The sequence below is a fragment of the Azotosporobacter soli genome (genome assembly GCF_030542965.1).
Classification (GTDB): domain Bacteria; phylum Bacillota; class Negativicutes; order SG130; family SG130; genus Azotosporobacter; species Azotosporobacter soli.
In genome coordinates, this window is the sequence record NZ_JAUAOA010000008.1 from 94,324 (window position 1) to 117,035 (window position 22,712).

General features: G+C 47.3%; 21 protein-coding genes. 14 read left to right on the forward strand and 7 right to left on the reverse strand.

Annotated features, from left to right (window positions below):
* Window positions 1–164 precede the first annotated feature (164 nt).
* From QTL79_RS09615 to QTL79_RS09635, 5 genes are all read left to right on the forward strand, one after another.
* Window positions 165–1,340, forward strand: coding sequence for an ABC transporter substrate-binding protein (locus QTL79_RS09615; RefSeq protein WP_428845473.1), 1,176 nt, complete (start codon window positions 165–167; stop codon window positions 1,338–1,340).
* Window positions 1,341–1,499: 159 nt separating this feature from the next.
* Complete coding sequence (locus QTL79_RS09620; RefSeq protein ID WP_346354755.1) at window positions 1,500–3,149, forward strand: AsmA family protein; 1,650 nt, start codon at window positions 1,500–1,502, stop codon at window positions 3,147–3,149.
* Window positions 3,150–3,583: 434 nt separating this feature from the next.
* On the forward strand, window positions 3,584–5,041 hold the full coding sequence (locus QTL79_RS09625; RefSeq protein WP_346354756.1) for an aminoacyl-histidine dipeptidase: 1,458 nt from the start codon (window positions 3,584–3,586) through the stop codon (window positions 5,039–5,041).
* 104 nt (window positions 5,042–5,145) lie between these two features.
* Window positions 5,146–7,068: an OPT/YSL family transporter gene (locus QTL79_RS09630; RefSeq protein ID WP_346354757.1), complete on the forward strand. Its 1,923-nt coding sequence runs from the start codon at window positions 5,146–5,148 to the stop codon at window positions 7,066–7,068.
* Entirely contained in the window at window positions 7,058–7,411 is a 354-nt protein-coding gene (locus tag QTL79_RS09635) for a PqqD family protein (protein ID WP_346354758.1), read from the forward strand. Before QTL79_RS09630 ends, QTL79_RS09635 begins: the two co-directional genes overlap by 11 nt.
* Window positions 7,412–7,503: 92 nt before the next feature.
* Here QTL79_RS09635 and QTL79_RS09640 read toward each other — a convergent pair whose 3' ends face one another.
* Entirely contained in the window at window positions 7,504–7,953 is a 450-nt protein-coding gene (locus QTL79_RS09640) for a GNAT family N-acetyltransferase (RefSeq protein WP_346354759.1), read from the reverse strand.
* A gap of 92 nt (window positions 7,954–8,045) precedes the next feature.
* The gene (locus QTL79_RS09645) at window positions 8,046–8,828 is read right to left on the reverse strand and encodes an HD domain-containing protein (RefSeq protein ID WP_346354760.1); all 783 of its coding nucleotides are present in this window, start codon (window positions 8,826–8,828) and stop codon (window positions 8,046–8,048) included.
* Window positions 8,829–8,983: 155 nt separating this feature from the next.
* Here QTL79_RS09645 and QTL79_RS09650 point away from each other — a divergent pair, with 155 nt between their 5' ends.
* The gene (locus QTL79_RS09650; RefSeq protein ID WP_346354761.1) at window positions 8,984–9,607 is read left to right on the forward strand and encodes an HAD family hydrolase; all 624 of its coding nucleotides are present in this window, start codon (window positions 8,984–8,986) and stop codon (window positions 9,605–9,607) included.
* 85 nt (window positions 9,608–9,692) lie between these two features.
* Here QTL79_RS09650 and QTL79_RS09655 read toward each other — a convergent pair whose 3' ends face one another.
* Both QTL79_RS09655 and QTL79_RS09660 read right to left on the reverse strand, forming a co-directional pair.
* A complete protein-coding gene (locus tag QTL79_RS09655; protein WP_346354762.1) occupies window positions 9,693–10,628 on the reverse strand; it encodes a DUF2156 domain-containing protein in 936 nt (311 codons plus the stop codon).
* Between the two features lie 94 nt (window positions 10,629–10,722).
* Window positions 10,723–11,028, reverse strand: coding sequence for an ArsR/SmtB family transcription factor (locus QTL79_RS09660; protein ID WP_346354763.1), 306 nt, complete (start codon window positions 11,026–11,028; stop codon window positions 10,723–10,725).
* Window positions 11,029–11,273: 245 nt separating this feature from the next.
* On the opposite strand from QTL79_RS09660, the gene QTL79_RS09665 reads away from it, so the two are divergent.
* From QTL79_RS09665 to QTL79_RS09675, 3 genes are all read left to right on the forward strand, one after another.
* Window positions 11,274–12,077 carry an SDR family oxidoreductase gene (locus QTL79_RS09665; RefSeq protein WP_346354764.1) on the forward strand — a complete coding sequence of 268 codons (804 nt, stop codon included), beginning with the start codon at window positions 11,274–11,276 and terminating at the stop codon, window positions 12,075–12,077.
* 89 nt (window positions 12,078–12,166) lie between these two features.
* The gene (locus tag QTL79_RS09670; protein WP_346354765.1) at window positions 12,167–13,576 is read left to right on the forward strand and encodes a PP2C family protein-serine/threonine phosphatase; all 1,410 of its coding nucleotides are present in this window, start codon (window positions 12,167–12,169) and stop codon (window positions 13,574–13,576) included.
* Window positions 13,577–13,627: 51 nt separating this feature from the next.
* Window positions 13,628–14,152 carry a hypothetical protein gene (locus QTL79_RS09675; RefSeq protein WP_346354766.1) on the forward strand — a complete coding sequence of 175 codons (525 nt, stop codon included), beginning with the start codon at window positions 13,628–13,630 and terminating at the stop codon, window positions 14,150–14,152.
* Between the two features lie 98 nt (window positions 14,153–14,250).
* Here QTL79_RS09675 and QTL79_RS09680 read toward each other — a convergent pair whose 3' ends face one another.
* Entirely contained in the window at window positions 14,251–15,129 is an 879-nt protein-coding gene (locus QTL79_RS09680) for a LysR family transcriptional regulator (RefSeq protein WP_346354767.1), read from the reverse strand.
* Between the two features lie 144 nt (window positions 15,130–15,273).
* Between QTL79_RS09680 and QTL79_RS09685 the strand changes: the two genes are divergently transcribed.
* Window positions 15,274–16,173, forward strand: coding sequence for a PhzF family isomerase (locus QTL79_RS09685; protein ID WP_346354768.1), 900 nt, complete (start codon window positions 15,274–15,276; stop codon window positions 16,171–16,173).
* A 121-nt stretch (window positions 16,174–16,294) separates the two neighbouring features.
* On the opposite strand, the gene QTL79_RS09690 is transcribed toward QTL79_RS09685, so the two are convergent.
* Together QTL79_RS09690 and QTL79_RS09695 are read right to left on the reverse strand one after the other, a co-directional pair.
* Window positions 16,295–17,692: an L-cystine transporter gene (locus tag QTL79_RS09690; RefSeq protein WP_346354769.1), complete on the reverse strand. Its 1,398-nt coding sequence runs from the start codon at window positions 17,690–17,692 to the stop codon at window positions 16,295–16,297.
* A 296-nt stretch (window positions 17,693–17,988) separates the two neighbouring features.
* Complete coding sequence (locus QTL79_RS09695; protein WP_346354770.1) at window positions 17,989–19,185, reverse strand: ABC transporter substrate-binding protein; 1,197 nt, start codon at window positions 19,183–19,185, stop codon at window positions 17,989–17,991.
* Window positions 19,186–19,408: 223 nt separating this feature from the next.
* Between QTL79_RS09695 and QTL79_RS09700 the strand changes: the two genes are divergently transcribed.
* The 4 genes from QTL79_RS09700 to QTL79_RS09715 all read left to right on the forward strand — a co-directional run bounded on the left by QTL79_RS09700 (window position 19,409) and on the right by QTL79_RS09715 (window position 22,695).
* The gene (locus QTL79_RS09700) at window positions 19,409–20,023 is read left to right on the forward strand and encodes a cupin domain-containing protein (protein WP_346354771.1); all 615 of its coding nucleotides are present in this window, start codon (window positions 19,409–19,411) and stop codon (window positions 20,021–20,023) included.
* A gap of 346 nt (window positions 20,024–20,369) precedes the next feature.
* The gene (locus QTL79_RS09705) at window positions 20,370–21,248 is read left to right on the forward strand and encodes a transporter substrate-binding domain-containing protein (protein WP_346354772.1); all 879 of its coding nucleotides are present in this window, start codon (window positions 20,370–20,372) and stop codon (window positions 21,246–21,248) included.
* A 4-nt stretch (window positions 21,249–21,252) separates the two neighbouring features.
* The gene (locus QTL79_RS09710) at window positions 21,253–21,978 is read left to right on the forward strand and encodes an amino acid ABC transporter permease (RefSeq protein WP_346354773.1); all 726 of its coding nucleotides are present in this window, start codon (window positions 21,253–21,255) and stop codon (window positions 21,976–21,978) included.
* A gap of 12 nt (window positions 21,979–21,990) precedes the next feature.
* On the forward strand, window positions 21,991–22,695 hold the full coding sequence (locus QTL79_RS09715) for an amino acid ABC transporter permease (RefSeq protein WP_346354774.1): 705 nt from the start codon (window positions 21,991–21,993) through the stop codon (window positions 22,693–22,695).
* Window positions 22,696–22,712: the final 17 nt, after the last annotated feature.

Below are 22,712 nucleotides of genomic sequence, written 5' to 3' on the forward strand. Positions count from 1 at the left end.
GTCTTTCAAGCGAAGACGCTTTGAGTAAGTTAAACTTATTCAAGGCGTCTTTTTTTGAACTTATCCAGGCTTTGCTTAGGGGGGGATGTTTTAAAGGGAGCTATAGGAAAAAGACCAAAGGGAAAAAGAAAAATAGAGAACAGGAGATAAAGCGAGAAGGGGGCATGTTTGTGTTTAAAAAGATAAATGTAAAGTGGATCAGCGTAGTAGCCGGTGTTGCGATGATGGCAGGATTGTTGGCGGGCTGCGGTAAAAGCACCGACAATGATATTAAAATCGGCGTTGTATATGAGTTGACCGGCAATACGGCCTCATTTGGTACGTCCGCCAATAACGGAGCAAAACTTGCATTTAAAGAAATCAATGCGAAAGGCGGCGTTCTCGGAAAGCAAATTAAAACAGTTGAGGCCGATAACAAAGGCGAGCCGTCGGAGTCTTCAAATGCAATGACAAAGGTGATTTCGCAAGATAAAGTCATTGCGGTAACCGGTTTTACGACCAGTTCGAATGGAATTGCGGCCTCGACGGTTGCGGAAGACAACAAGATTCCGTTTGTTGCAGCAGCTACGACCAATCCTAAAGTGACGATCAATGAAAATGACGGCAAAGTTAAAAACTATACGTTCCGAGTATGTTTCATCGATCCGTTTCAAGGAACTGTCGGAGCAAATTTTGTGCTCAACAGCTTGAAGGCGAAAAAAGCGGTAATTATGGTTGATAATTCGAGCGATTACAGTAAGGGTTTAACGCAATTCTTCAAAGAGGCGTTTACAAAAGGCGGCGGACAAATCCTGGCGGAAGAGGCGTATTTGCAAAAGGATCAGGATTTCAAAACGATTTTGACCAAGATAAAAGCGACGAATCCGGAAGTGATCTATTTGCCCGGCTATTATGAAGAGGCTGGCAAAATCATTAAACAAGCACGCGAACTTGGCATAACGGTGCCGTTTGTGGGCGGCGACGGTTGGGATTCGCCTAAGTTGGTTGAAATTGGAGGCGCGGTCGCGCTAAATAACACCTATTTCACCAATCACTATTCGGTCGATGATAAGAGCGAGAAATCGAAGGCTTTTGTTGAAGCGTATCAGAAAGAATATGGTCAGGTTCCCGATGCGATGGCTGTTCTTGGTTATGATGCAGCATATGCTTTGGTTGACGCGATCAAACGGGCAGGCAGCACCGAATCGGGAAAAATTCGTGAAGCGCTTGCCGCTACGAAAAATTTCCCGGCGGTAACCGGATCATTGACGTTGAACGAAAAGCATGACGCAGTAAAAAGCGCTGTAATTCTTGAAATTAAGGATGGCAAGCAAATCTACAAAGAAACGGTAAATCCTTAAAGCTGAATAAAAAGCGGTAGCCTCTATCTGCAACGCGCAGAATGTAGGCTGCCGTTTTTTTCTTACAAAAGATTGAAATCACGCCTCGGATCTTTGTAAATTGTGAACAAATGAGATATAATCAACCGAATGTAAAAAAATCTGGAGGCATGAACGGGAATGGACGAAGAGCGAGCAGCGGCAACAGATTTACGGACGAAATGGAGCAAGAAAAAAATAAGCATGCTTGTTTTGGCAGCGTTTTTTTTAACAGGCGTGCTTTTATTTCAATGGACTGCGGGTAAGATACGGCAAGCGGCGACGGAAGTGTTACTGGTGCAGGCGAATGAGGCTGTTACCGGACAAATCGTCGTGGGTAGTCTTGATTTATCGATACTAGGCTCTGTGCAGGCGAAAGCAGTCGAAGTGATTGACTCGAGCGGCAAGACGCTGGCAAAAATAGAGCGGGTCCAGCTGCGTTACAACTGGAACGATTTACGGAAGGGCAAGCTGGGACCGCAACTGATTCAAGGGATTACGCTGGAAAAACCGGAAATCTGGGTCGTTTACCGACAGGGCCAGTTGAACTGGACGGGACTGTTGAAGCCGACGTCGAAAGAAGAAACCGGTTTTGTCGGAGGCGTGAAGGTGCAAGAGGGGAAATTGCATCTGGAAAGTGATGTTCTCACGCAAAGCGTGGAACAGTTGAACGGTGAAATAGATGTTCGCCAAGGAAGTCAAGTCGGACTTGCCGCTGTAGGAAAAGTAGAACAAGCTGAGGTCAGATTAGACGGTCAGTGGGACACGCAGGGCGATTCGGAACTTACGCTTTTAGCTAAAGGCGTGGAAATGGCTAAATTGGGATTGACGGCAGAGCAAGATCCCATTCGGATAACGGACGGCAAACTTACAGAATGCAGCGTCAAAATCGGTAAAGATAATTTATCGGGCGCCATGTTGGTGAAAACGCTGAGCGGACGTTTTTCGGGCGTCACTACGACCGGGGCCTTAGCGTTGACGCAAGGCGGAGCCAAGTTTGAAAAACAGGGAGAGGCGATCCTGTTTAGCGAGGGAGAAGCATTGTATCAGGGGCAGAGCGTCACGACAGAGGGACGGGTGACGACGATGCCTTCCGGTGAACAAGTACTGGATTTTAGCGTTCAGATGCCGGATGCGGATCCGGCTGCGATGTTGCCCGATTTGCAGACCGGTGGACGGTTGACTGCGCAGGGGAAAATCAGCGGCTCCGTGTTTTCGCCGTTGCTTAGCGGAAATTTTACGCTGGGCAGTCTGCAGTTTGGCGATAAGCAAATCAGCAATATTCATGGCGGCTTTTCTTATGCAAAGGAAACGTTGCAATTGCTGGGCGCGCAAGGCAACATGAGCGGAGGCTCCGTCGCCGCGAGCGGTGTGGTCTATCCGCTTACGGCGCAGTACAATCTGACGCTTTCCGGCAACGGATTGGATACGGCGCAGCTGACGAAAAAAGACGTCAGCGGCCCGCTGTCAATGACAGGGACGGCGGTTGGCTCGAATGCGGCAGCTACCATGCAAGGAAGCTTTACCATCTATAATGGAACAGCCTACGGCATTGCGTTTCGAACGATAACAGGCAATTTTATAAAACGCGGTGCGGCGGAGGTCGAAGTCAGCAATCTGGCGATAAAAACAGATTTCGGCGTATTTTATCCTGAACAATTGAGCCAGGATGTGATGGAAACGCTGCGCAGCCGTAATTTGCCGAGCTCAGGCGCAGAGCTGCGAGAACAGGTTACGGAAAAAGTTAAAGAAAAGGTAACGAATAAGCTGCTGGGAAATTTTCTTCATTAAGAGAAGCACCTTGTACAAAATGAGAAGAGAGAGGCAAACGGAGAAAGGAATCGTTTGCCTCTCTTTTCTTATGATCTAAGCGCGCGTAGCGTAGCTTAACAAAAAATACAAAATACACTGTAGCGCAAGAAGGTCACAGACTGCAGACTGCATAGCCTTGTGTATAGTTTGAACAAAGAATTGAAAAAAAAACTGTGCAATCACGTCATTGCTGTAAAATGAAGGCAATGCTAGAATTAAACGAAGAAACTGAATAATTACTCTGCAGTTTTTACGCTGCTTTACTTTTGCAACAAATTTAGAGAAAAAGCGGAAAAAAATAGAAATTCTTGTTGTCATAATACAAAATGTGGTATAAAATGGAATGTGCAATGTTGCACATGATTTGCGCTGAGATAAAGCGATTCGTTCGATTAGGAAGGGAATGTGAAATCATGGAAGACGTTCTTAAAGAGTTGCAACCGGTTGAGGTGTTTCAATATTTTGCGCAGTTGTCGAAGATTCCAAGGGGATCGGGCAATGAAAAAGCGGTCAGCGATTATCTGGTCGGCTTTGCCAAAGAGCATGGTTTGGCCTATGTGCAGGATGAAGCCTGGAACGTTGTAATCAAAAAGCCGGCGACTCCCGGATATGAAAAGAGTCCGGCCCTTGTTTTGCAGGGGCATATGGATATGGTTTGCGAAAAAAACATGGACGAAGCGCATGATTTTATGAAAGATCCGCTGAAGCTGCGCATTGTCGACGATATGATTTATGCAACGGGGACGACGCTAGGCGCGGATAACGGCATTGCACTTGCGATGGGACTGGCCATCTTGGCTTCTAATGAGTATCCGCATCCGGCGCTGGAACTTTTGTGCACCACTTCGGAAGAAACCGGCATGAACGGGGCGATTGCCCTGGATCCTCGCCATATTGAGGGCAGGACGCTGATCAACATCGATTCGGAAGAAGAAGGCACACTTTTGGTAAGTTGTGCGGGCGGCATCACGGCAAAGACGACCATTCCTGCGACCTGGGAAACACCTACGCCTGAGCTGAAGGCATATCGGATTCAGCTCAGAGGATTAAAGGGCGGACACTCAGGCATGGAAATCGACAAGGGGCGGGGCAACGCCAATAAATTGATGGGGCGCATTCTGATGGCCCTTTTGACGGAAACCGAGTGCAGACTTGTTTCACTCAGCGGCGGCTCCAAGCATAACGCAATCCCGCGTGAGGCTGATGCCGTTATTCTGGTAAAACCGGAAGCGCAAAAGCCTGTTGAGCAGACGCTTCATACGTATGGCGAAATGTTTGCCGCGGAATTACGTACGGCAGATGCAAACGTGCGAGTCGATTTTGAAGTGCTGTCTGCGCTTCCTGTGCAGGTGCTCTCGCAAGAAGCGACGCAAAACGTGATTACCTATCTGTATCTGCTGATTAATGGTGTTATCTCGATGAGCATGGACATCAAAGGCTTGGTGGAAAGTTCTTTGAATCTTGGCGTGGTCGCGGTCGGCAACGACTCGATCGATTTCATCACTTCGGTGCGCAGTTCGGTTAGAAGTCTGCGCAATGAATTGTATAACCAAATCGTTACAACGGCGAAGCTGAATGGCGGAAGCGTCGTTGCAGAGGCTGGCTATCCGGAATGGGCGTACAATCCGGATTCGAAGATCCGTACTGTTTTCGAATCGGTATATGAAAAAATGTACGGCAAGAAGCCGCACATCACGGCGATCCACGCCGGACTTGAATGCGGACTCTTTTCGGAGAAATTCACGCAGTTGGATGCGATTTCATTCGGTCCTAATTTGTATGATGTACATACACCGAATGAGCATATGAGCATTTCATCCGTGCAGCGGATGTGGCAATATTTGTTGGAAGTATTGAAAAGCGTAAAATGATTTGCGGCGACATCATTGCAAGCGGATTTTCTCGAAACGTTCTTATAATACATTTTATTGAAAATCATCTTGCAATATGTAAATAAAAAACAAATGGGGTATGTATGATGGAGAAAAAGCTATCCAAAGATGCGTATGGCGGTGTAGCCGGTAAGAATTATGTACCGTACATTTCCAGCGGCTCTAAATCGGGTGGAAACCTGGCAGTAATGATTATCGGTATTGTTCTGGCTGCTTTGTTTGCAGCATCGACTGCCTATTCGGGCATGAAATCGGGTCTTACCGTTGCTGCGGGCATACCGGGTGCGATTATCGGTTCGGCCTTTATCGCAACGTTTGCGAAACAAAAGGGCATTCTTGGTAAAAACTTGATTCAAGGTATGTCAAGCGGCGGCGAATCCGTTGCCAGCGGTATCATCTTCGTTTTACCGTCCATCCTGTTGATCGGCGCGCAAGTGTCTTTCGCGGAAGGTCTGGCAGTCGGCGTAGGCGGCGTGCTGTTCGGCATTGGTATTGCCTCGCTGGTATACAATTATTTGCTGGTGGAAGAACACGGCACGTTGATGTATCCGGAGTCGATGGCGATCTCGGAAACCTTGGTTGCCTCCGAAGGTGCAGGCGAATCTGTAAAGTACATGGGCATCGGTTTCGTTATCAGCGGTGCGATTACCGTGGTCACGGAATCGTTTTTGAATGTCTCAAATAACGTAATCAGCTTTGTCAATGAAACCTTTTACAAATGGAAATTTGCCATTGAAGTTAACCCGCTTTTGGTCGGCATCGGCTTTATCGTCGGCATGGATGTTTCGTTGACGATGTTTGCCGGCTCGATCCTGGCTAACTTTGGCGTGTTGCCTCTGATTGGCTATTTCTCGTCTTTTGCTAAAGACGGCGTAACGGTATGGAATAACCACAGCGTTGCGATCGGCGCGATGCAAGTCAAGCATATTGCAGGCAGCTATGTAAAATATATCGGCGCGGGCATGATGCTCTCGGGCGGTCTGATCGGTGCGATCAAGCTGATCCCGACGATTATTTCCTCAATTAAAGAAACGCTTAATGCAAAATCGTCGAATGAATCAGGCGGTTCGTCTTCTGCGAACACGATTCTGATCGGCGGCATTGTCGTCGGCTTTTTAGCTGGCTTCCTGAGCTCGGGCGGCAATATGGTCATGGCTGTCTCTGCTTCCGTGTTATCGTTGTTCCTCTCGCTTTTGTTCGTTATCGTTTCCGGTCGCTTGACCGGTACGATCGGTACTTCGAATCTGCCTGTATCAGGCATGACGATCGCTTCGTTGGTTCTGGTTACGCTGCTCTTCGTTGTGATGGGCTGGCAGAATCCTGAAAGCAACCGGTCGCTGCTCTTGTTTGGTACTTTCATCGTTACGGCCATTTCGATTGCGGGCGGCTATTGCCAATCGCAAAAAGTTAATTTCATCATTGGCGGCGAGAAAAATGAAATGGATAAATACTTCACGATCGCTTCCGTCGTTGGCGTAGCTGTCGTTGTCGGCGTTATCCTGCTGCTTTCGAGCCAATTGGCGATGACGGGCGACAGTGTTCCGTTTGCTTTGCCGCAGGCCAACCTGATGGCGACGTTGACGGCTGGCATCATGTCGGGGCAATTGCCTTGGCCGCTGATCATTGTAGGCGTTGTCATGGGCGTGGTACTGTATCTGTTGAAACTGCCGATTATGACGGTTGCAATCGGTTTCTACCTGCCGATTTCCACTACTTCGATCATTCTGATCGGCGCTTTGGTTCGCTGGTTTGTGGAAAAAATGTGCACCTCTGAAAAAGAAAAAGAAGTGAAGGTTTCCAATGGCATTAGCTTGTCGTCCGGACTGGTTGCTGGTGGTTCGATCGTGGGTCTGATCGGCATCATCCTGCAAGTGACGAATGTCATTAAAGTTGGTGATCCGAGCGGTTTTGCCGCTACGAACGGAATGGCGTTCCTTCTGCTGGTGGTTCTGATTGTAGCGACCATCCTCCCGATAATCTCCAGCAAAGTAAAAAATGCCAAATAGTAATGAAGACGTGTTAGACGCAATATTTAAGATCGCCGACGCCGTAGATTATGAAGTCGGTGCGGACAATATTGTAACGATACGCAAAAAACAAGATCATCCGATACAACGTTTTTTCCGCAAACTTGCTTTTCGGATTCCGGAGTATACGAGGCGATCACTGGATGAGTATGGAAGTTATGTCTTTCTGCAAATCGACGGCAGGAGAACGGTGCGGGAAATCGGCGAAAATCTGGAAGAAAAGTATGGCGAGCAAGCGCAGCCGCTTTATGAAAGATTGTTGCTTTACTTGAAACACCTTAACGTCAATTGCCGTTACATAGAAAAGACGACTTCCGATTAACCCCCCAAAAACAGTAAAATGAGGTGAGCGGATTTTCATCCGCTCACCTCATTTTTTGTGGTAGGAATCTAGAAAATGAAAAGCAGGCTGGTTTATTTTAGTAGCGATTTTTTCAAGAAGTACTGTGTATGGCCGGTAGGCGAGTTTTCGATCGCGCCAAAAACTTCATAACCGTTTTTTTGATAAAATGCAGGCGCTTGAAAACTATAAGTGTCCAATTGAACCACCGTACAGCCGCGATCCCGCGCGATTTCCTCCACCTTTTTTAAAAGTATGCTCCCATAGCCTGTTTTGCGATAGTTTTCGTCAATCCAGAATATATCGATCCGGCACTTTTTCCAATAGGCAATCGTGTTGGCATTGATGCCGCCGACAATCGTTCCGGCCTCATCTTTTAAAACGATTTGCAATGGTTCAAGTTCCAAGAGGCCATCGCGTGGAACGCTCGCCATATTATACGCGATCAACTGCTTTCTGATGTAAGCGGCGGAGGCTTCATCACCTTCTGAAAGCAAAAGTTTTTTGTCGTCATAGAGGATCATTTGCGTTTCAACTCCTTAATGTAAATTTGATTATGACGGAGAACCATGCAGCTGCTTTAACTTCCTGGCTGCGTTGCTGGGAAGAAATCGGATCAAGCGTCCAATCTTTCCCGGATGTGGCGCTGGGCCGACTTATTCAGTTCGTAAAGCTGGCGCTCAGTTGCGGGATTATGTGGGGAAAGGCGCTGGAAGAGGCGGGAGACATAGTCATGTTTCTTGAGCCAATGGTAACTGGCGGAAAAGTTCAAGTCGAAGAGAAAGGCGATGTAACTGACATAGATGTCAAGGGGCGTCTTGCGATCTTCGCGGCGTATCTGTCTGCAGTGCAAAAACTGTTCATAAATCTGCGGGCTGAGCGAGGCGCGGTTCAACTCTTGCGGCGAGACTTGCAGCAAGGTTTCGATACTGGTGATGTCTTTTACGCGGAAATTATCGAGTTTATCGGCGTCGCGGATCAAACGGGCATGCAGGAGCATTTGCGGATCCGGGCAGGGGGCGATGCTGAAGGCGCTATGATTGGCGATTGCAAAACGAAGTAACGCGTCAAAACGGCAGTCCGCCAGGTATTCGCGAATATGTCCTTCGTCGAATAAGAGCTGGCAACCGTACGCAGCATGATCGAGCTGCTGTGTATCGGTAAAGGAGCCGCTTTGGTCTACCTGCCAAAAGCGGCCGATGTCGTGAAGCAGGGCGATCAGCGCTGCCAGTGACGTATCTTCTTCATTGAGTCGCAGCGCGTTTGATAATTCGAGACTGGTTTGGACGACGCCGAACGTATGGTCATATTTAAGGGCGATCAGCGGATCTTTTTGTTCAAAGGATGCTGTATAACGGCGAAAGGCTGCGACGGCACTGTCGAAATTGAAGCTGGACATAGAAGAGTACCCCTTTGCTGTTTTTTCAGAAGCTTTTTAAATCATATCCTATTTATAATTCTTTGATGCGCTGAAAAGACCTGCTTAAAATAGGTGAAAGCATCCGGAGAAAAAGGTATAATAGTAGGGTCAATACACTAGGGAAAGAGGGTTTCATGATGAAGGATATAATATTTGATGTCGACGGCACCTTGTGGGATAGCACCGGCGTTGTGGCAGAAGCTTGGAACAAGGCGATTGGCGAAGTTGGAAACACGGCGGCCGTGGTCAGTGCAGCCGTTTTAAAAAAAGAATTCGGCAAGACGATGAAAGCGATTGCAGACAGTCTGTTTCACGATGCCGATGAAAAGACAAAGGAACAGCTCATGGAAAAATGCTGTGTATATGAGCATGAGGCGTTGGCGGAAAATACGGCAAATCTTCTTTATCCGGATGTGGTTGAAACGATAAAGACGTTGGCGCAAACGCATCGCATCTTTATTGTCAGCAACTGCCAATCGGGTTATATCGAACTGTTCATGAAAAAAGCCGGTATTGAAGAATATGTTAGCGACTGGGAGTGCTTTGGCGATACCGGCCGTCCAAAAGGTGAGAACATCCGGCTGCTGATGGAGCGGAACAAGATAAGCGATGCGGCCTATGTCGGCGATACGCAGGGCGATTATGAAGCGACGAAAATTGCGCAGATCCCGTTCATCTTTGCCCGATATGGTTTTGGCAATGTGGAACACGGCGGCCAAGTCATTAATGGCATTAAAGAGCTGCTAAGCATGGCGTAACGATATAAGGTGAAAAGTGAAAAAGATGCCCAGGCAAGAATGAATTTGCCTGGGCATCTTTTTGCAGTTCGGGAGCGCTTGAAAATCAGGAAGCGACGTTGCTGCAGCAGCGCGTTGCATTTGCTTTGGCCGAGGACAGCGTTGCGCGGTATTTCTCGACGAACTTGACAGGATGATAGGATTCTTTTGCCAAACGCAAACCTTCAAGCCCCATGTCTTCTTCGCGGTTAATATATTGCACGTCGCTCCAGGCTTCCTGGCAGAAGCGCTGGTTGATTGCCGGATAAATGCCGCGCAGTTCGGCGTTCGCTTTTTCCACATGGATTACCGCCATGTCAGGGCGGACCTGTTCGCCGAAGCTGAAAGCCTGGATTGCGCCGTCAACATAGATAATTCCGCCGCTAAGATCGAGTGTTGAAAAATTCGTCAGAGCTTCGATTACTGCGCCTCGTTCCTGATCCAGCTCATCGCCGCTTTGATAGCCGCGCTGGCGACACCAGTCGTCGAGGAAAGTGATGCAATCCAGCGCGTTGAGGGCATCCATCGTCTGGTACTCGTGATTGCCGTATGATTTGCGAAATGAGTTAAGATGATTCTTCTTTGCATGGTATTTGCGTCCGCTGAGCTTGATTAAGTCTTCGCTACGGTATACATAGTCAAAATCATCACGATCCGGTGCAAAGGAAAAATAGTCAGGCCGGGCGGCTTCCAATTGAAGGCGAACTTTGTTTTCGACGCCGCGGAATTCGAGTCGGAAGCCTTCTTGACGGCAAACGTCTTCCAGCTTGTCGAGCAATAAGGCGAGACCGGTCCCTTCGCCGATCGGCGGACAGAATGCCTTCTCACCTTGCCATTCGGTCTTCAGACAGATATAACCGTCGCTTTCTGCCCAACGCAGTTTGGTTGCTTTGCGCCACATGAATAAATTTGTAAAATTTAAATGGGCATTTTCATAGCCGCCCGCTTGCAGATAACGGTCAAATAATGTTTTGTCATTCAGCGTAAGCTCTTGAAACTCCATAAATATCCCCCTCGTTGCGTTTCTACACGCTCATTACAATACTTTCACAACCATCGAATCGTTACTTCTTAAAAACACCGCACCTGCGGCGTCGTTAAGAATCCTTTGGATTTTGCAGCGCCATTGTCCGGCATAAGTCCTGCACCAGATCTTCATTAATCCGGCAAATTAGAAACTTGCCGCGTTTTTCCGTAATGATCAATTCGGCGTTGGCTAATTCTTTGATATGATGTGAAATGGTCGGCGCGCCAATTTTCAGACTGTCGATAATTTCACTGACGAAGCATTCGCAGCCGGTATCAAAGCGTTGTTCGTGTGTTTTAGCGATTTTCAGATACAGCTCCAGTCGGTTAGGATTGGAAAGCGCTTTGAAAATCTTTGCCAGTTTTTTCGTTTCCATCGTTATTGCCTGCCTTTGACGATTCGATAACCTTCGAATTAATTGTACTCTCGTTGTAGCGTCCTGTCAAGAGACAGCTTGATGTTGCAGAAAAGATTCGCAGCGCTGCAAGCGGAAAAAATATGCCGCGTTTAGTTTGCAGCAGGTTTTTGGCTGTATGAGTGGAAAAGTAAACGTATGGCGTAAAAGACTTGAGATTTTCTGCATAAGAGCAGGCTCAAGGAGAAAGAAGAGGAAGGAATGTCTTGAAGAAAGAACAAGAAGTGGTTTTGATCACCGGCGCTTCGTCGGGTATCGGACGGGCGATGGCTGAGCGACTGACGGCGGAAGGGTTTCGGGTCTATGGCACATCGCGCAAACCGAAAATGGGGCAAGAGGGCTGGACGATGCTGACGCTCGATGTTTGTGAGGAAGAGTCGGTGCAGGATGCGGTTCGCGAGGTGCTGAAGGACGCAGGGCGCATTGACGTTTTAATTAATAATGCCGGCTATGGCGATGCGGGCGCGGTCGAAGACACAAGTCTGGCAGAAGCGAAGCGGCAGTTTGAAACGAATTTTTTCGGCGTGCTACGCATGTGCCGGGCTGTTTTGCCGCAGATGCGCCGTCAGGGTAACGGCAAGATCATCAATGTCGGTTCCGTGGCGGGCTTTATCGCAGTGCCTTTTTTCGGCATGTATTGCGCCAGCAAAGCAGCGTTGGCTGCGATGTCCGAAAGTTTACGGATGGAGGTCGAACCGTTTGGCATTTGCGTTGCATTGCTGGAACCGGGGGATATCAAGACCGAAGGCGCCGGCAATATTGTCACGCTGCTTGACAAAGAGGAGTCTCCTTATCAGGCTCCTTTAACGAAGGCTGTTGCCGTGATGGCGGAGTCGGAGAAAGACGGAATTCCAATGCATGCAGTGACGGAAGCCGTGCTGAAAATGGTGCAAAGCAAAAGAATGCCGCTACGCTGTGTCGTAGACTGGCGTTACCGTTTGATGCGCATCGGCAAGCGGCTTTTGCCCGACGCCTGGCTGGAGTCGATCGTCATGAAACTGCATCGCTGATATAAGCGTTAAAAGGTGTGAGGTCGGGCAAAGCGACAAAGCGACACGCTGTGAACAGAGAAATCTCTTCAGTGGAAGGGGGAATCAGCTTGCTGGATGCGCAAGAAACTATCGTAATCTTGTTGGATGCGCAAGGAACTATCGTGATGTTGTTGGACATGCTGGAAAAATCCTGCGTGATGGCGGTAGTCGCCTATTTGCTGCTTAGAACCAAGTTCTTTGTTAATATGTTCAATAACGTATGGACGCTGCGTGAAGAGGCGATCGCAGCCGGCGTTTTCATCACCTTTTCTCTGTACGGAGCAGCCAATGGTTTACAAGTGGGCGGCAATGTCGTTGCACTGATTCATTCCGGTGCGATACTGGCAGGGTTGCTGGCCGGGCCGAAGCTGGGGATGACGGTTGGCGCTATGAATGCGCTGATCCGCTATTCATTAGGCGGTGAACATCTGGCAGTAGCCAGCTTTCTCGCTTTTTTGTCCGGCGCAGCGGCTGGCGGTTATTATTATTTTCGCGGCGGTAAGGTGGTTACAACGAAAGAGGCGGCTCTCTTTACTGCAGTGTTTGAAGTGTTTGCCCGCTGCTTGGCGCTGGCGGCTGCGGTTGATAAAGTCGCCGCGATTCAGTTGCAGTTCTTTATCCTAGTGCCGATGCTGCTGGGCAATGTCGTGATGGTGGTTATTTTTATCTTTGTCGTTGCAACACTACGGGAAGAACGGCGCAACCGCATGGTTCGCGAACGTTTAGAAGCGGAATTGAGCATGGCAAGGGAAATCCAGTTGAGTTTGGTACCGAAGGATTTCGGTCCATTTTCCGAACAAAGTCGTCTGGCGATTTACGGACTGTTGGAACCGGCCAGAGAAGTCGGCGGCGATATTTATGATTTTTTCTTTCTCGATAAAGATCGATTATGTTTTATGATCGGTGATGTTTCAGGTAAGGGAATGCCGGCGGCGCTATTGATGGCGGCGACGCGAACGCTCTTCAAGGCGCAGGCGGATCGGGAGGACGATATTGCGGAAATTGTGACCCGCGTAAATCAGGGACTGTGCCGGGGGAATGAATCGGTTCAGTTCGTAACGTTGTTTTGCGGCATCTTACATTTGGCGAGCGGAGAATTGAAATATTGCAATGCAGGCCATAATCCGCCGTATTTGCGCGATGCGCGCGGCCAATGGAAATTGCTTTGTGAACGCCACGGACCGGCGGCGGGGGTGGATGAAGACCGCGTCTACGACTCGACATGTCGTCAATTGCTGCCGGGTGATATGCTGCTCTTATATACCGATGGCGTAACGGAGGCGCAAAATGACAAGGCAGAGATGTTTTCCGCCAAAGGCGTAGAACATCTCCTGCAAAGTGAACCTAGCGGGAAACCGGACGTGTTTATTCCGTTGCTGATGCAGGCGGTCGTTTCCTTTGCCGGTGGCGCGGAGCAATTCGATGACGTTACGATGCTGGCGTTGACGTATGCTTCTGAAGACGCTGTAAAGCAATAATGAGGTAAGTCAGAGGTGCGGTTGAAAAAGTGCGCGAAAGGAGGCTTTCTTGTGTTTGCATGCTTCATTCATTATCTGGGGCAGCTGCTATTTGGGCAAAGATCATTGCTGCTATTGAGCATGCTGATTTTGGCAGTTGCGCTAAAGGTTTTTTATAGTTTGCTGCGATGGACCATTTCACCCGAGAATGATGTGAAAGCCATGTATGATGAGGAAGATGATATTGCCGCGCTTTTTTTAGGGATAGGCCTAGTGTTAAAGGAGCGACAGTTACTGCAGCGTATCTTCTTGCGTCAGCCACATTCCTGGTTAGCGGAGAGTGAAAAATATGTGAACCAGAAATGCGGCTCGGTAGGCATTAATCTGATTTTGACGGGAACGGCCTTGCGCCTTTCCGTGCAGCTTACCAAGATTCCTGAGAATCTTCTTTCGCAAAACCAGAGCGAATTGATCCTCTTCGCTCTGGGCGCGGTGTTCTGTCTTATTGCTGTATTGTTGCTGCTTTATTTGATTGGTTGCCTTGGCAGACAAATCAAAAGCAGCGGAGCCGCGTCTTTGGGAAATAACGCGGAGTAAGAGTGTGATGCTTAAACAAAAACAAGGTGAGCGAATAGAAAAATTCGCTCATCTTGTTTTTGTGTGCAAAAAAATATTGTTACTAGCGCTAATTTTGTTTAAGAGCGCAACTCTTTTTCAACGAAAAAAGTAAATTCGTGAAGTAATGGAGAAAGCCATTTCTTTTTATGATAGAGAAACTGGGTGCTGATTTTGTCTTTTTCAGTCAGATCCAATTCGAAAAAGCGCAGTTGGCGCGAGGCAATTTCGCTTGCGACAGTGCTATATGGCAAAACGCTAACGCCGTGATGCAGAAGGATATTGTTTTTTATTGCTTCAATGCTTAAAGCTTCAATCAGGTTCGTCTGCTTCGTTACATAGCCGCCGAGGTACTTGTCAAATATATTTCGATAACTGCAATCGTTTTTGGGATAAATAAATACGGTAGTTTCGGCGGCTAAATCAGTCAGTGAATGTAAAGAGGAGTGGTTGCCGACAATCCCCATTTTTTCTTCGACTAATTCCACTGCTGGAAGCTGTGCCTGTTCATCGCGGCGTTGCATAACGAACATTGCGTCGAGTTCGGATGCGAGAAGTTTTTCTGTTAATTCGGATTTATGGCCCAAAACTTGAATGAGCGTAACCTGGGGGTGAGTTTGTTGGAAACGCCTGATGAGCGGTTGTAAACGGTAAAGAGCCACCGACTCTTGCATGCCTAATGTAATGGTTTGATTGCCGCTGTCGTGAGGGCGTTTTAAGGTTTCGATTTCTTCATAGTTTGTTATGATTGCAGCCGCAAGTGGTAAGAGTTCGTTGCCTAAAGCCGTTATCGCAATGTGCCTGCCGATTCTGTCAAAGACCCGACCGTCCAATTCTTTTTCGATTGTTTGGATGTGTATCGTTAAAGTGGACTGGGAATAGTTTAAGACCTGACTGGCTTTTGTGAAACTGCCTAGTTGTGCAATTGTTTTAAATGTAATCAAATGTTTAATGTCCATTCGCTACCTCGCAAAAGTAATGGATGCTACCCGTTGCTATTATTGATTTCAATAGCTGTCTTTATGATTTTGAATTGTACTTAGCTCTATTTTACCACTATTATGGCAAGTGAGAGAAAAAATAGAAAGAGCGGGAGACGGAGCATGAAAAAATATACGGTTTATCAGATTGATGCATTTACGACAGAAAAGTTTAAAGGAAATCCTGCTGGTGTGGTTACGGATGCGCAAGGCTTATCAGAGATGGATATGTTGCAGATTGCGCGCGAGCTTAACAATTCGGAGACGGTATTTTTGTTTCCGCCTGATGATGATAGCCATGACGTTAAGCTAAGGTATTTTACGCCGACCATGGAAGTGCCGTCATGCGGGCATGCCACTATTGCCGCCCACTATATTCGGGCTATCGAAAAAAAACTGGAAACGAGCCGTGTGCGGCAAAAAATACAAATTGGTATTTTGCCGGTGGATATTGTAAAGGAAGACGATTATACAATCTGGATGACGCAAGGTGCAGTCGAGTTTTCAACGATTCTGCGCGGCGCAGTTCGTAAGCGATTATTAAACGCGCTGACGTTAAGCGAAGCGGATGTTGATGAACGTTGCCCCATTCAGATTGTTTCCACCGGACATTCCAAAGTAATGGTTGGGATTACGTCCAGACAAACGCTTAACCGTTTGTCGCCGGATCAGGGAATGCTGCGTGAATTGAGCAAAGAGATCGGCTGTAATGGCTATTATGTTTTTTGCTTTGCCTCGCAGCCTAGTCCTGTTTTAACGCACGGTCGGATGTTTGCTCCGGCCATCGGTATTGCCGAAGATCCTGTGACAGGCAATGCGCATGGTCCGCTTGGCGCTTATCTGGTAAAACATAAATTGATTGCACATGACAATACCTCTTTTTCGTTTCGCGGAATGCAAGGCGAGGCTATTGCTCGCAGTGGAACTGTCGATGTGGAGGTAGCGATTGAAAAAGGTGAACCGGTACAAATTAAAGTAGGCGGAAAAGGAACCCTTGTATTTAAAACAGAAATTGAAATATAAAGTAGTTTGTCGTTGTAAGATTAAAAGGAAAAAGAAATGAAGAGAATTTTTTAAAATTATTTTGCTAGAGAAAAAGAAGAAGCAACCGTGAAAAAAGAACGGTTGCTTCTTGGTCTTTACGTTAGGAAGCCGTTGGTAACTTTGAGGAGTTGGACTGGGTAGCGCTTGTCTGGCGCTTGCTTCGTTCGAAGCGTTCGACCAGCCAACCGACGGTGATTGCGCCGCTAACGTTCAGTGCGGTACGACCCATATCAATCAGGGGTTCGATAGCGATTAACAGCCCGACGAGTCCGACGGGGAGGCCCAGCGTTGATAGAACGAGTAAAGCGGCAAAAGTGGCGCCGCCGCCAACGCCGGCGATGCCGAAGGAACTGAGAGCGACAACCGCGATCAGTTTTAATAAGAACAAGGGTTCAAGAGGATTGATGCCGACACTGGGGGCAATCATCACGGCCAGCATGGCCGGATATATTCCCGCGCAACCATTTTGACCGATGCTCGTGCCAAGTGAAGCCGCGAGATTGGCGGGACCTTCGCTGATGCCGAGTTTTTTCGTCATCGCCTCCACCGTCAGAGGCAATGTGCCTGCGCTGGTGCGTGAAGTAAAAGCGAAGGCAAGAGCAGGAGCGGTTTTTTCCAGATACGAGAGGGGGTTCAGTCCGCTGAGATAGACCAAGAGCAGGTGAACGATAAACATTGCCAGTAGCGCAACATAGGAAGCGGCAACGAATTGAACCAACTTGAATATCTCGGTCGGATTACTGGCGGCAATGAATTTTGTCATCAGCATTAAGACGCCGTATGGTGACAAGGTTAGGACGAAATCGACGAGTTGTAGAACTGCGGCATGGGCGGCTTCGATGCTTTGTGCCAAAAAAGCACCTGCCTTAGGGTTATGCTCTTGCAGTTTTAAGACGATGATTCCAAGCAATGCTGCCAAAAGAACTACGGATAATGTGTCAGTACTGTTTTGTCCGGTCAGGGCTTGGAAGGGATTCGTCGGAATGATCTCGATCAACTGCAGTTGCAGCGGCTTCGTCTGGAATTTGTCAAACGTGGTTTCCAGATTTTTTGTCGCGCCCAGTTGTGCTTCACCAGAGGAGAGTGAAGAAGCGTTGAGGTCGAAAGCAAGTGCCGAACCGGCGCCGATTGCTCCGGCGATGGCGGTGGTAAAAAGTAGTAAACCGATGATCAATGAACCAGTTTTACTTAACAATTGAATATTTTTGATTTTGATGATGGCCGTACTGATCGAAACGAGCACCAATGGCATAACGAGAAGCTTTAAGAGGCGGACATAACCGACGCCGACAATATCAAGCCAGCGCGTCGTTTGGCCGATCAATGGCGAGCCGGAACCCCATATGAGTTGAAGCGCTGCGCCGAATGCGATGCCGAGTCCAAGACCGGATAAGATGCGCAAGCCGAAGGAAACCTGGCGTTTTTGTAAGCGATACAAAAAATAAAGCAGTGCAATGGCTACTGTCAGATGTGCGATAAGATAGACGGTGTTGTTCATATTTGGACCCTCCTGTTATTTAAAATGAATCAATTTGCGACAAGGGAAGAACAACAACAACGTGTGAAAATCTGTTTCATTCGGCTAACCTCCTTTGGCATATGGAAAAAAATAAAGCAGGATAGAACCTCTGCATAAAGAGGTTCTATCCTGCCTTTGGTGTTTCCAATCAGCATACATATGCAACTTTAGGACATTATAGTATGGCCAGTGCAAAGTTGTCAACCAAGGAAAGGGATATTTGTGTAGCGATCAGGATCTGTGTCATCGAGGCGCTTGCTGGTTCAATCCAAGAGTCAGGGGCTGATTCGTTGCTTGAATTGTCCCTTACCATTGCGTATTTCGATAACGACGGCATTTTTTTCAGGGTTGTGATGATTATCAAAGCGGATCAGGCCACTTACAGCGGGGAAATTTATTGTGGCTGCCAGGGCATCGCGAATTTTTTGCTGGTCTGGTTCAGCGGCGCGGCGAATGGCATCGGCCAAAAGCATGGTCGCATCGTAGGCCATTACGCTGGCCTGAATCGGTTCGCTGCCTTTGGTAAAGATTTGATAGCTGCTGATAAAGTTTTGGATGGCAGGGCTGTCGTCTCCGGGAGAATAGTGACTGCAGTAAAAGGTATTATTCAATGCTGCTGGGCCGATTGCGTTGACTAAGAGTTGTTCTTCCCAGCCGTCTCCGCCGATAATGGGTTTGTTAAAGCCGCTGCTCCGGGCCAGTGCAATAATTTTGGCGACTTCCGTATAATAGCCGGGAATGAACAGTACGTCAGGAGATGGAGCGAGCAATTCGTCTAGTTTTGGTTTGAAATCTTTCGTTTGGGGAGAGTAACCTGCTTTAGCCAGAATCTGGCCGCCTTTTTGCATAAACGCTTGCTCAAAAAAAGAGGCTAAGCCTTGAGCGTAATAGGCGGAATCATCGATGTAAATAGCGGCGCTGCGGGCTTGAAGGGCGGTGAGAGCGAAATTGGCCATTGCTGTGCCTTGAAAGGAATCGATGAAACAAATGCGAAAAGCAAACGGACGAACTCGGCCATTGTCATCGATAGTCACGCGGGGATTAGTTGCCAACGTTGCGATAAAAGGAATTTTAAAGGTGTCGGCCAAAGTTCCCGAAGCGATTGCGGTAGTTGAATAAACGGGCCCGATAATGCCGACGACATGATCCTGTTGCGTTAATTGATGAAATACGGCAGAAGCAGAGGTTTCATCGGAACGGTTGTCGGCGATTGCCAGGCGAACAGGCTTGCCGAGCAAGCCGCCGCCGCGATTGATTTCATCAATCGCCATTTGAATGCCGGACAGAGAGGCTTTGCCCAAGGCGGCAAATTTACCGCTGAGTTCGAGATTAGCGCCGAAGACAATCTCCGCTGGCGGTGCGGCCGGCGGGGCAAAAAACGGCTCGCTCTCTCTTTGATTCGGCAGTAATGCGATTACGGCGCCGATCAGCAAAAAGGCAAATACAGTAAGACGAACAAAGCTATTGTTCATGTTATTCACCTGCCTTGCGATGATGGGATTATTTGGATATCTTAATTATAACGCATTTGAGGAGCAAACGAAATGTTTTCGTGACCAGAGTAGATGTGATGAGTTTAATGAATGTTTCGGGCAGGGAAAATAACGGAGAAGAAAGAATTTGAGAAAAGACGGCGTTCATTATCGAATGGGAGCTATGTTATAAAAAAGTTTAGTGGAAGAAAGGTGAGTAAAAATGGTTAAAAAAATTCTTCTAGGCGCATTGATTGTGTTGTTTTCGAGCGTGTCGCTTTGTGCTGCAAATTCTGGCGATTTACAGAGTGCAAATCAAATGCCGGATTTTGCCAAGACGGCAAAATTCACAGCGGATTACTATATCAATACATTGCAGTTAGAAGGCCATATCGAAGGCGGATATTTTAAAGAACTGTACAAAAATAGTCAAACGGTTTTAGCGAATAAAAGCGATGAAAAACGAGCTCTTTCCTCGACAATCTACTATCTCTTAAAATCAGGTGGGGTATCGAAGTTTCATAAATTAAAGTCGGATGAAATTTGGTTTTTTCATGATGGTTCACCGCTACTTATCCATATGATCGATTCGGCAGGTGTATTGCGCAGCGTGAAACTCGGCCTTGACGTGGCGAACGGTCAACTGCCGCAAGTCCTGGTTCCGGCGGGAACTATTTTTGGCGCTGAAGTGGCGGAAAAGGATTCTTTTGGCCTTGTCAGCTGTATGGTCTCGCCTGGTTTTGATTATAAGGATTTCCAATTGTGCAGCTACCAGGAACTGGCAGAAAAATATCCGAAATATCTCGATCTGATTAAGCGTTTGAGCGCCGCAAAGTAAGAATGACAGATAAAGCGGACAAAATCACAATGCGAAGAAGAAGCGCGAGTGTTTTTGTAATGATGCAATAAACTTATGGGTGAAACGGAAGGTTACAAATTGATAGAAAAAATGCCGAAGAGGGATATAAAGTGTACTTGACGCTTGCTTTGCAAGATGATAAGATGAGAAAAATTAAATATCCTGCATTAACTGATCAGATGACTGAAGGTTAAATCGGGTCCAAACGGACTTGATTTAACCTTTTTTATGTCTGATGATTTGTTGCAGGGACGTCTGTTTGCATGAAGACGGAGCAGGGAGGGATAAAGGCTACGGCAAAATCGAGAGATGAGGTGGAAATAAAATGGAAAAGAGGAAAGCGAACATGAAGAAAAAGATGGTTAAATTGGCAGTAACCGGGCTGATCGCAGTTATGGCTGCAACGATATTTGCCGGTTGCAGTTCGACGAAAACAGATGCTTCAACGGCAAAAACAAGAAAAGTCAAAGTTGCCTATGATCAGGCTTCAAAACCGATTTCCTATAAAGACGACAAGGGACATGCAACTGGTTATGATGTAGAAGTCATGAAGTTGGTGGCTAAAGCATTGCCGCAATATGAATTCGAATTTGTGGGAACGACCAGTGATGATTTGTTGCTTGGTGTTGAACAGGGCAAATACCAGGTTGGGATTAAGAATGCGTTTTGGACGCAAGAACGGACCAAAAAATTTGTCTTTCCCAAGGAGTTTATCGGTCTGAGCAGCGCCGGCCTGGTGTTAAAGAAAGAGAATGAAAAAATCAAGAGCTTAGCGGATTTTGCTTCGGCTGGCTTTACATTAGCGCCGATTGCGGCCAACAATGCACAATATACGATTATTGATGAATACAATAAAAAGAATGCGAACAATCCGGTGAAACTGCAGGCTGGCGATTCGTTTACCGTCGATGTGGTGAAATGGGTGAATGAAGGACGTGTAAACGGCGGCGTTATTATTGAAGGCGTTTTTGACAATCAGGTAAAAGCAGAAAAAGGCATCTATCATAACCTGGCTAATGATGTTGTTTACAATGAATTTGCCGTCATTAAGACCTGGCCGTTGTTCAATAAGAATGAAGAAGAGTTTGCAGATGCCTATGATAAGGCTATCAAACAGTTGAAAGCGGAGAAGAAAACAAATGAACTCAGCAAACAGTTTTACGGCAGAGATCTGTTTGAGGTGTTGGACAAAGTAGAGCGCTAAGAGAGTGGGGCTGAACTACGCGATGGAAAAATATTTCGATGCGGCATATATCATTGAGGCCATACCGGTGTTAGTGCCGTATTTGCAAGTGACGTTCCTGGTCACTGCATTGTCGGTATTGTTTGGTACGGCGGCAGGTTTTGTCCTGGCGGCTGCGAAAATCGGAAAAAATCCGGCTGCAAAAGCGGCGGCAGCGGCTTATACGACAGCGCTGCGCTGCACGCCGTCCATTGTGTTGCTGTTTCTGACGTATTACGGTATTCCGGCACTTGCAGCCGGGATTGGCATCGATCTGGGCGATGTAGACAAGCTGATCTTTATCGTGATTACCTTTTCGCTGCAATTTGCGGCAGCCATGTGTGAGGTGATCCGAACGGCCTATGGCGCAGTTGACAAGGGACAATTTGAAGCGGGCGTGAGCGTCGGACTCAGCAATCTGCAAGCCTATCGGACGATTGTTTTACCGCAAGCGTTTTTCATCGCGTTGCCGAACATCGGCAATTCATTTCTGGCTTTGATTAAAGAAGGCTCTCTGGCCTATACGATAGGCTTGATCGACGTTATGGGAGAAGCGAATCTGATTATTGCAGGCAATTATAATGCGCATGCGTTGGAAACATATTTAGGCTTGTCGATTATTTATTGGTTAGTTTCATTGCTTGCAGAGCATTTTTTCGCCAAGGTGGAAACCAGGTTGAGCAAGGGAACACAAGTGGCTAAGGCGGGATAGGAAGGTGACGCAATGCTGGATTACAATTTTTTAATGGATACTTTTTTTATTGCGTTGGCTGGAGCGCCGACCGCAATGCTCGTTACAACGGTAGCCTTGTTAATTGCGATTCCCGCAGGTTTTGCTTTGGCATTGACTCGAACGAATCGCGTGCCGATTTTCAATCAACTGGCGCAGTTGTATATTTCTTTTGTCCGAGGCACGCCGATGATCGTACAAATTTTTATCATTTATAACAGTGTTCCGACGCTGGTGGCTGCAATACTGACCGAAGCAAACATTGACATGGCCGTTTATGATGTAAACCCTATTTGGTATGCTTTTATCGTCTTTTCGTTAAATAGCATTGCGACATTGGCTGAGGTCTTCCGATCGGCCCTAAGCAGTGTTTGCAAGAGCCAGCTGGAAGCAGCGCAATCCGTGGGGTTGACGAAAATACAGGCATACCGGGAAATTATGATTCCTCAATTGCTGGTGGTGGCACTGCCTAACATTTGCACCGTCACCACCAATTTGATCAAAGGAACATCACTCGGCTATGCGATGTCGCTGAAGGAAATCACGTTAAGGGCTAAAGTTGCCGCTAATGTAGGCTATAACTATGTGGAAGCATACATTGATATTTTTCTGGTCTATCTGATTCTATGCAGTTTGGTGGAATACGGTTTCAAACTTTATGAGAATCGACTGACTGCTTATAAGTATACGAATGCATAGGAAATAGGGGCGATTAC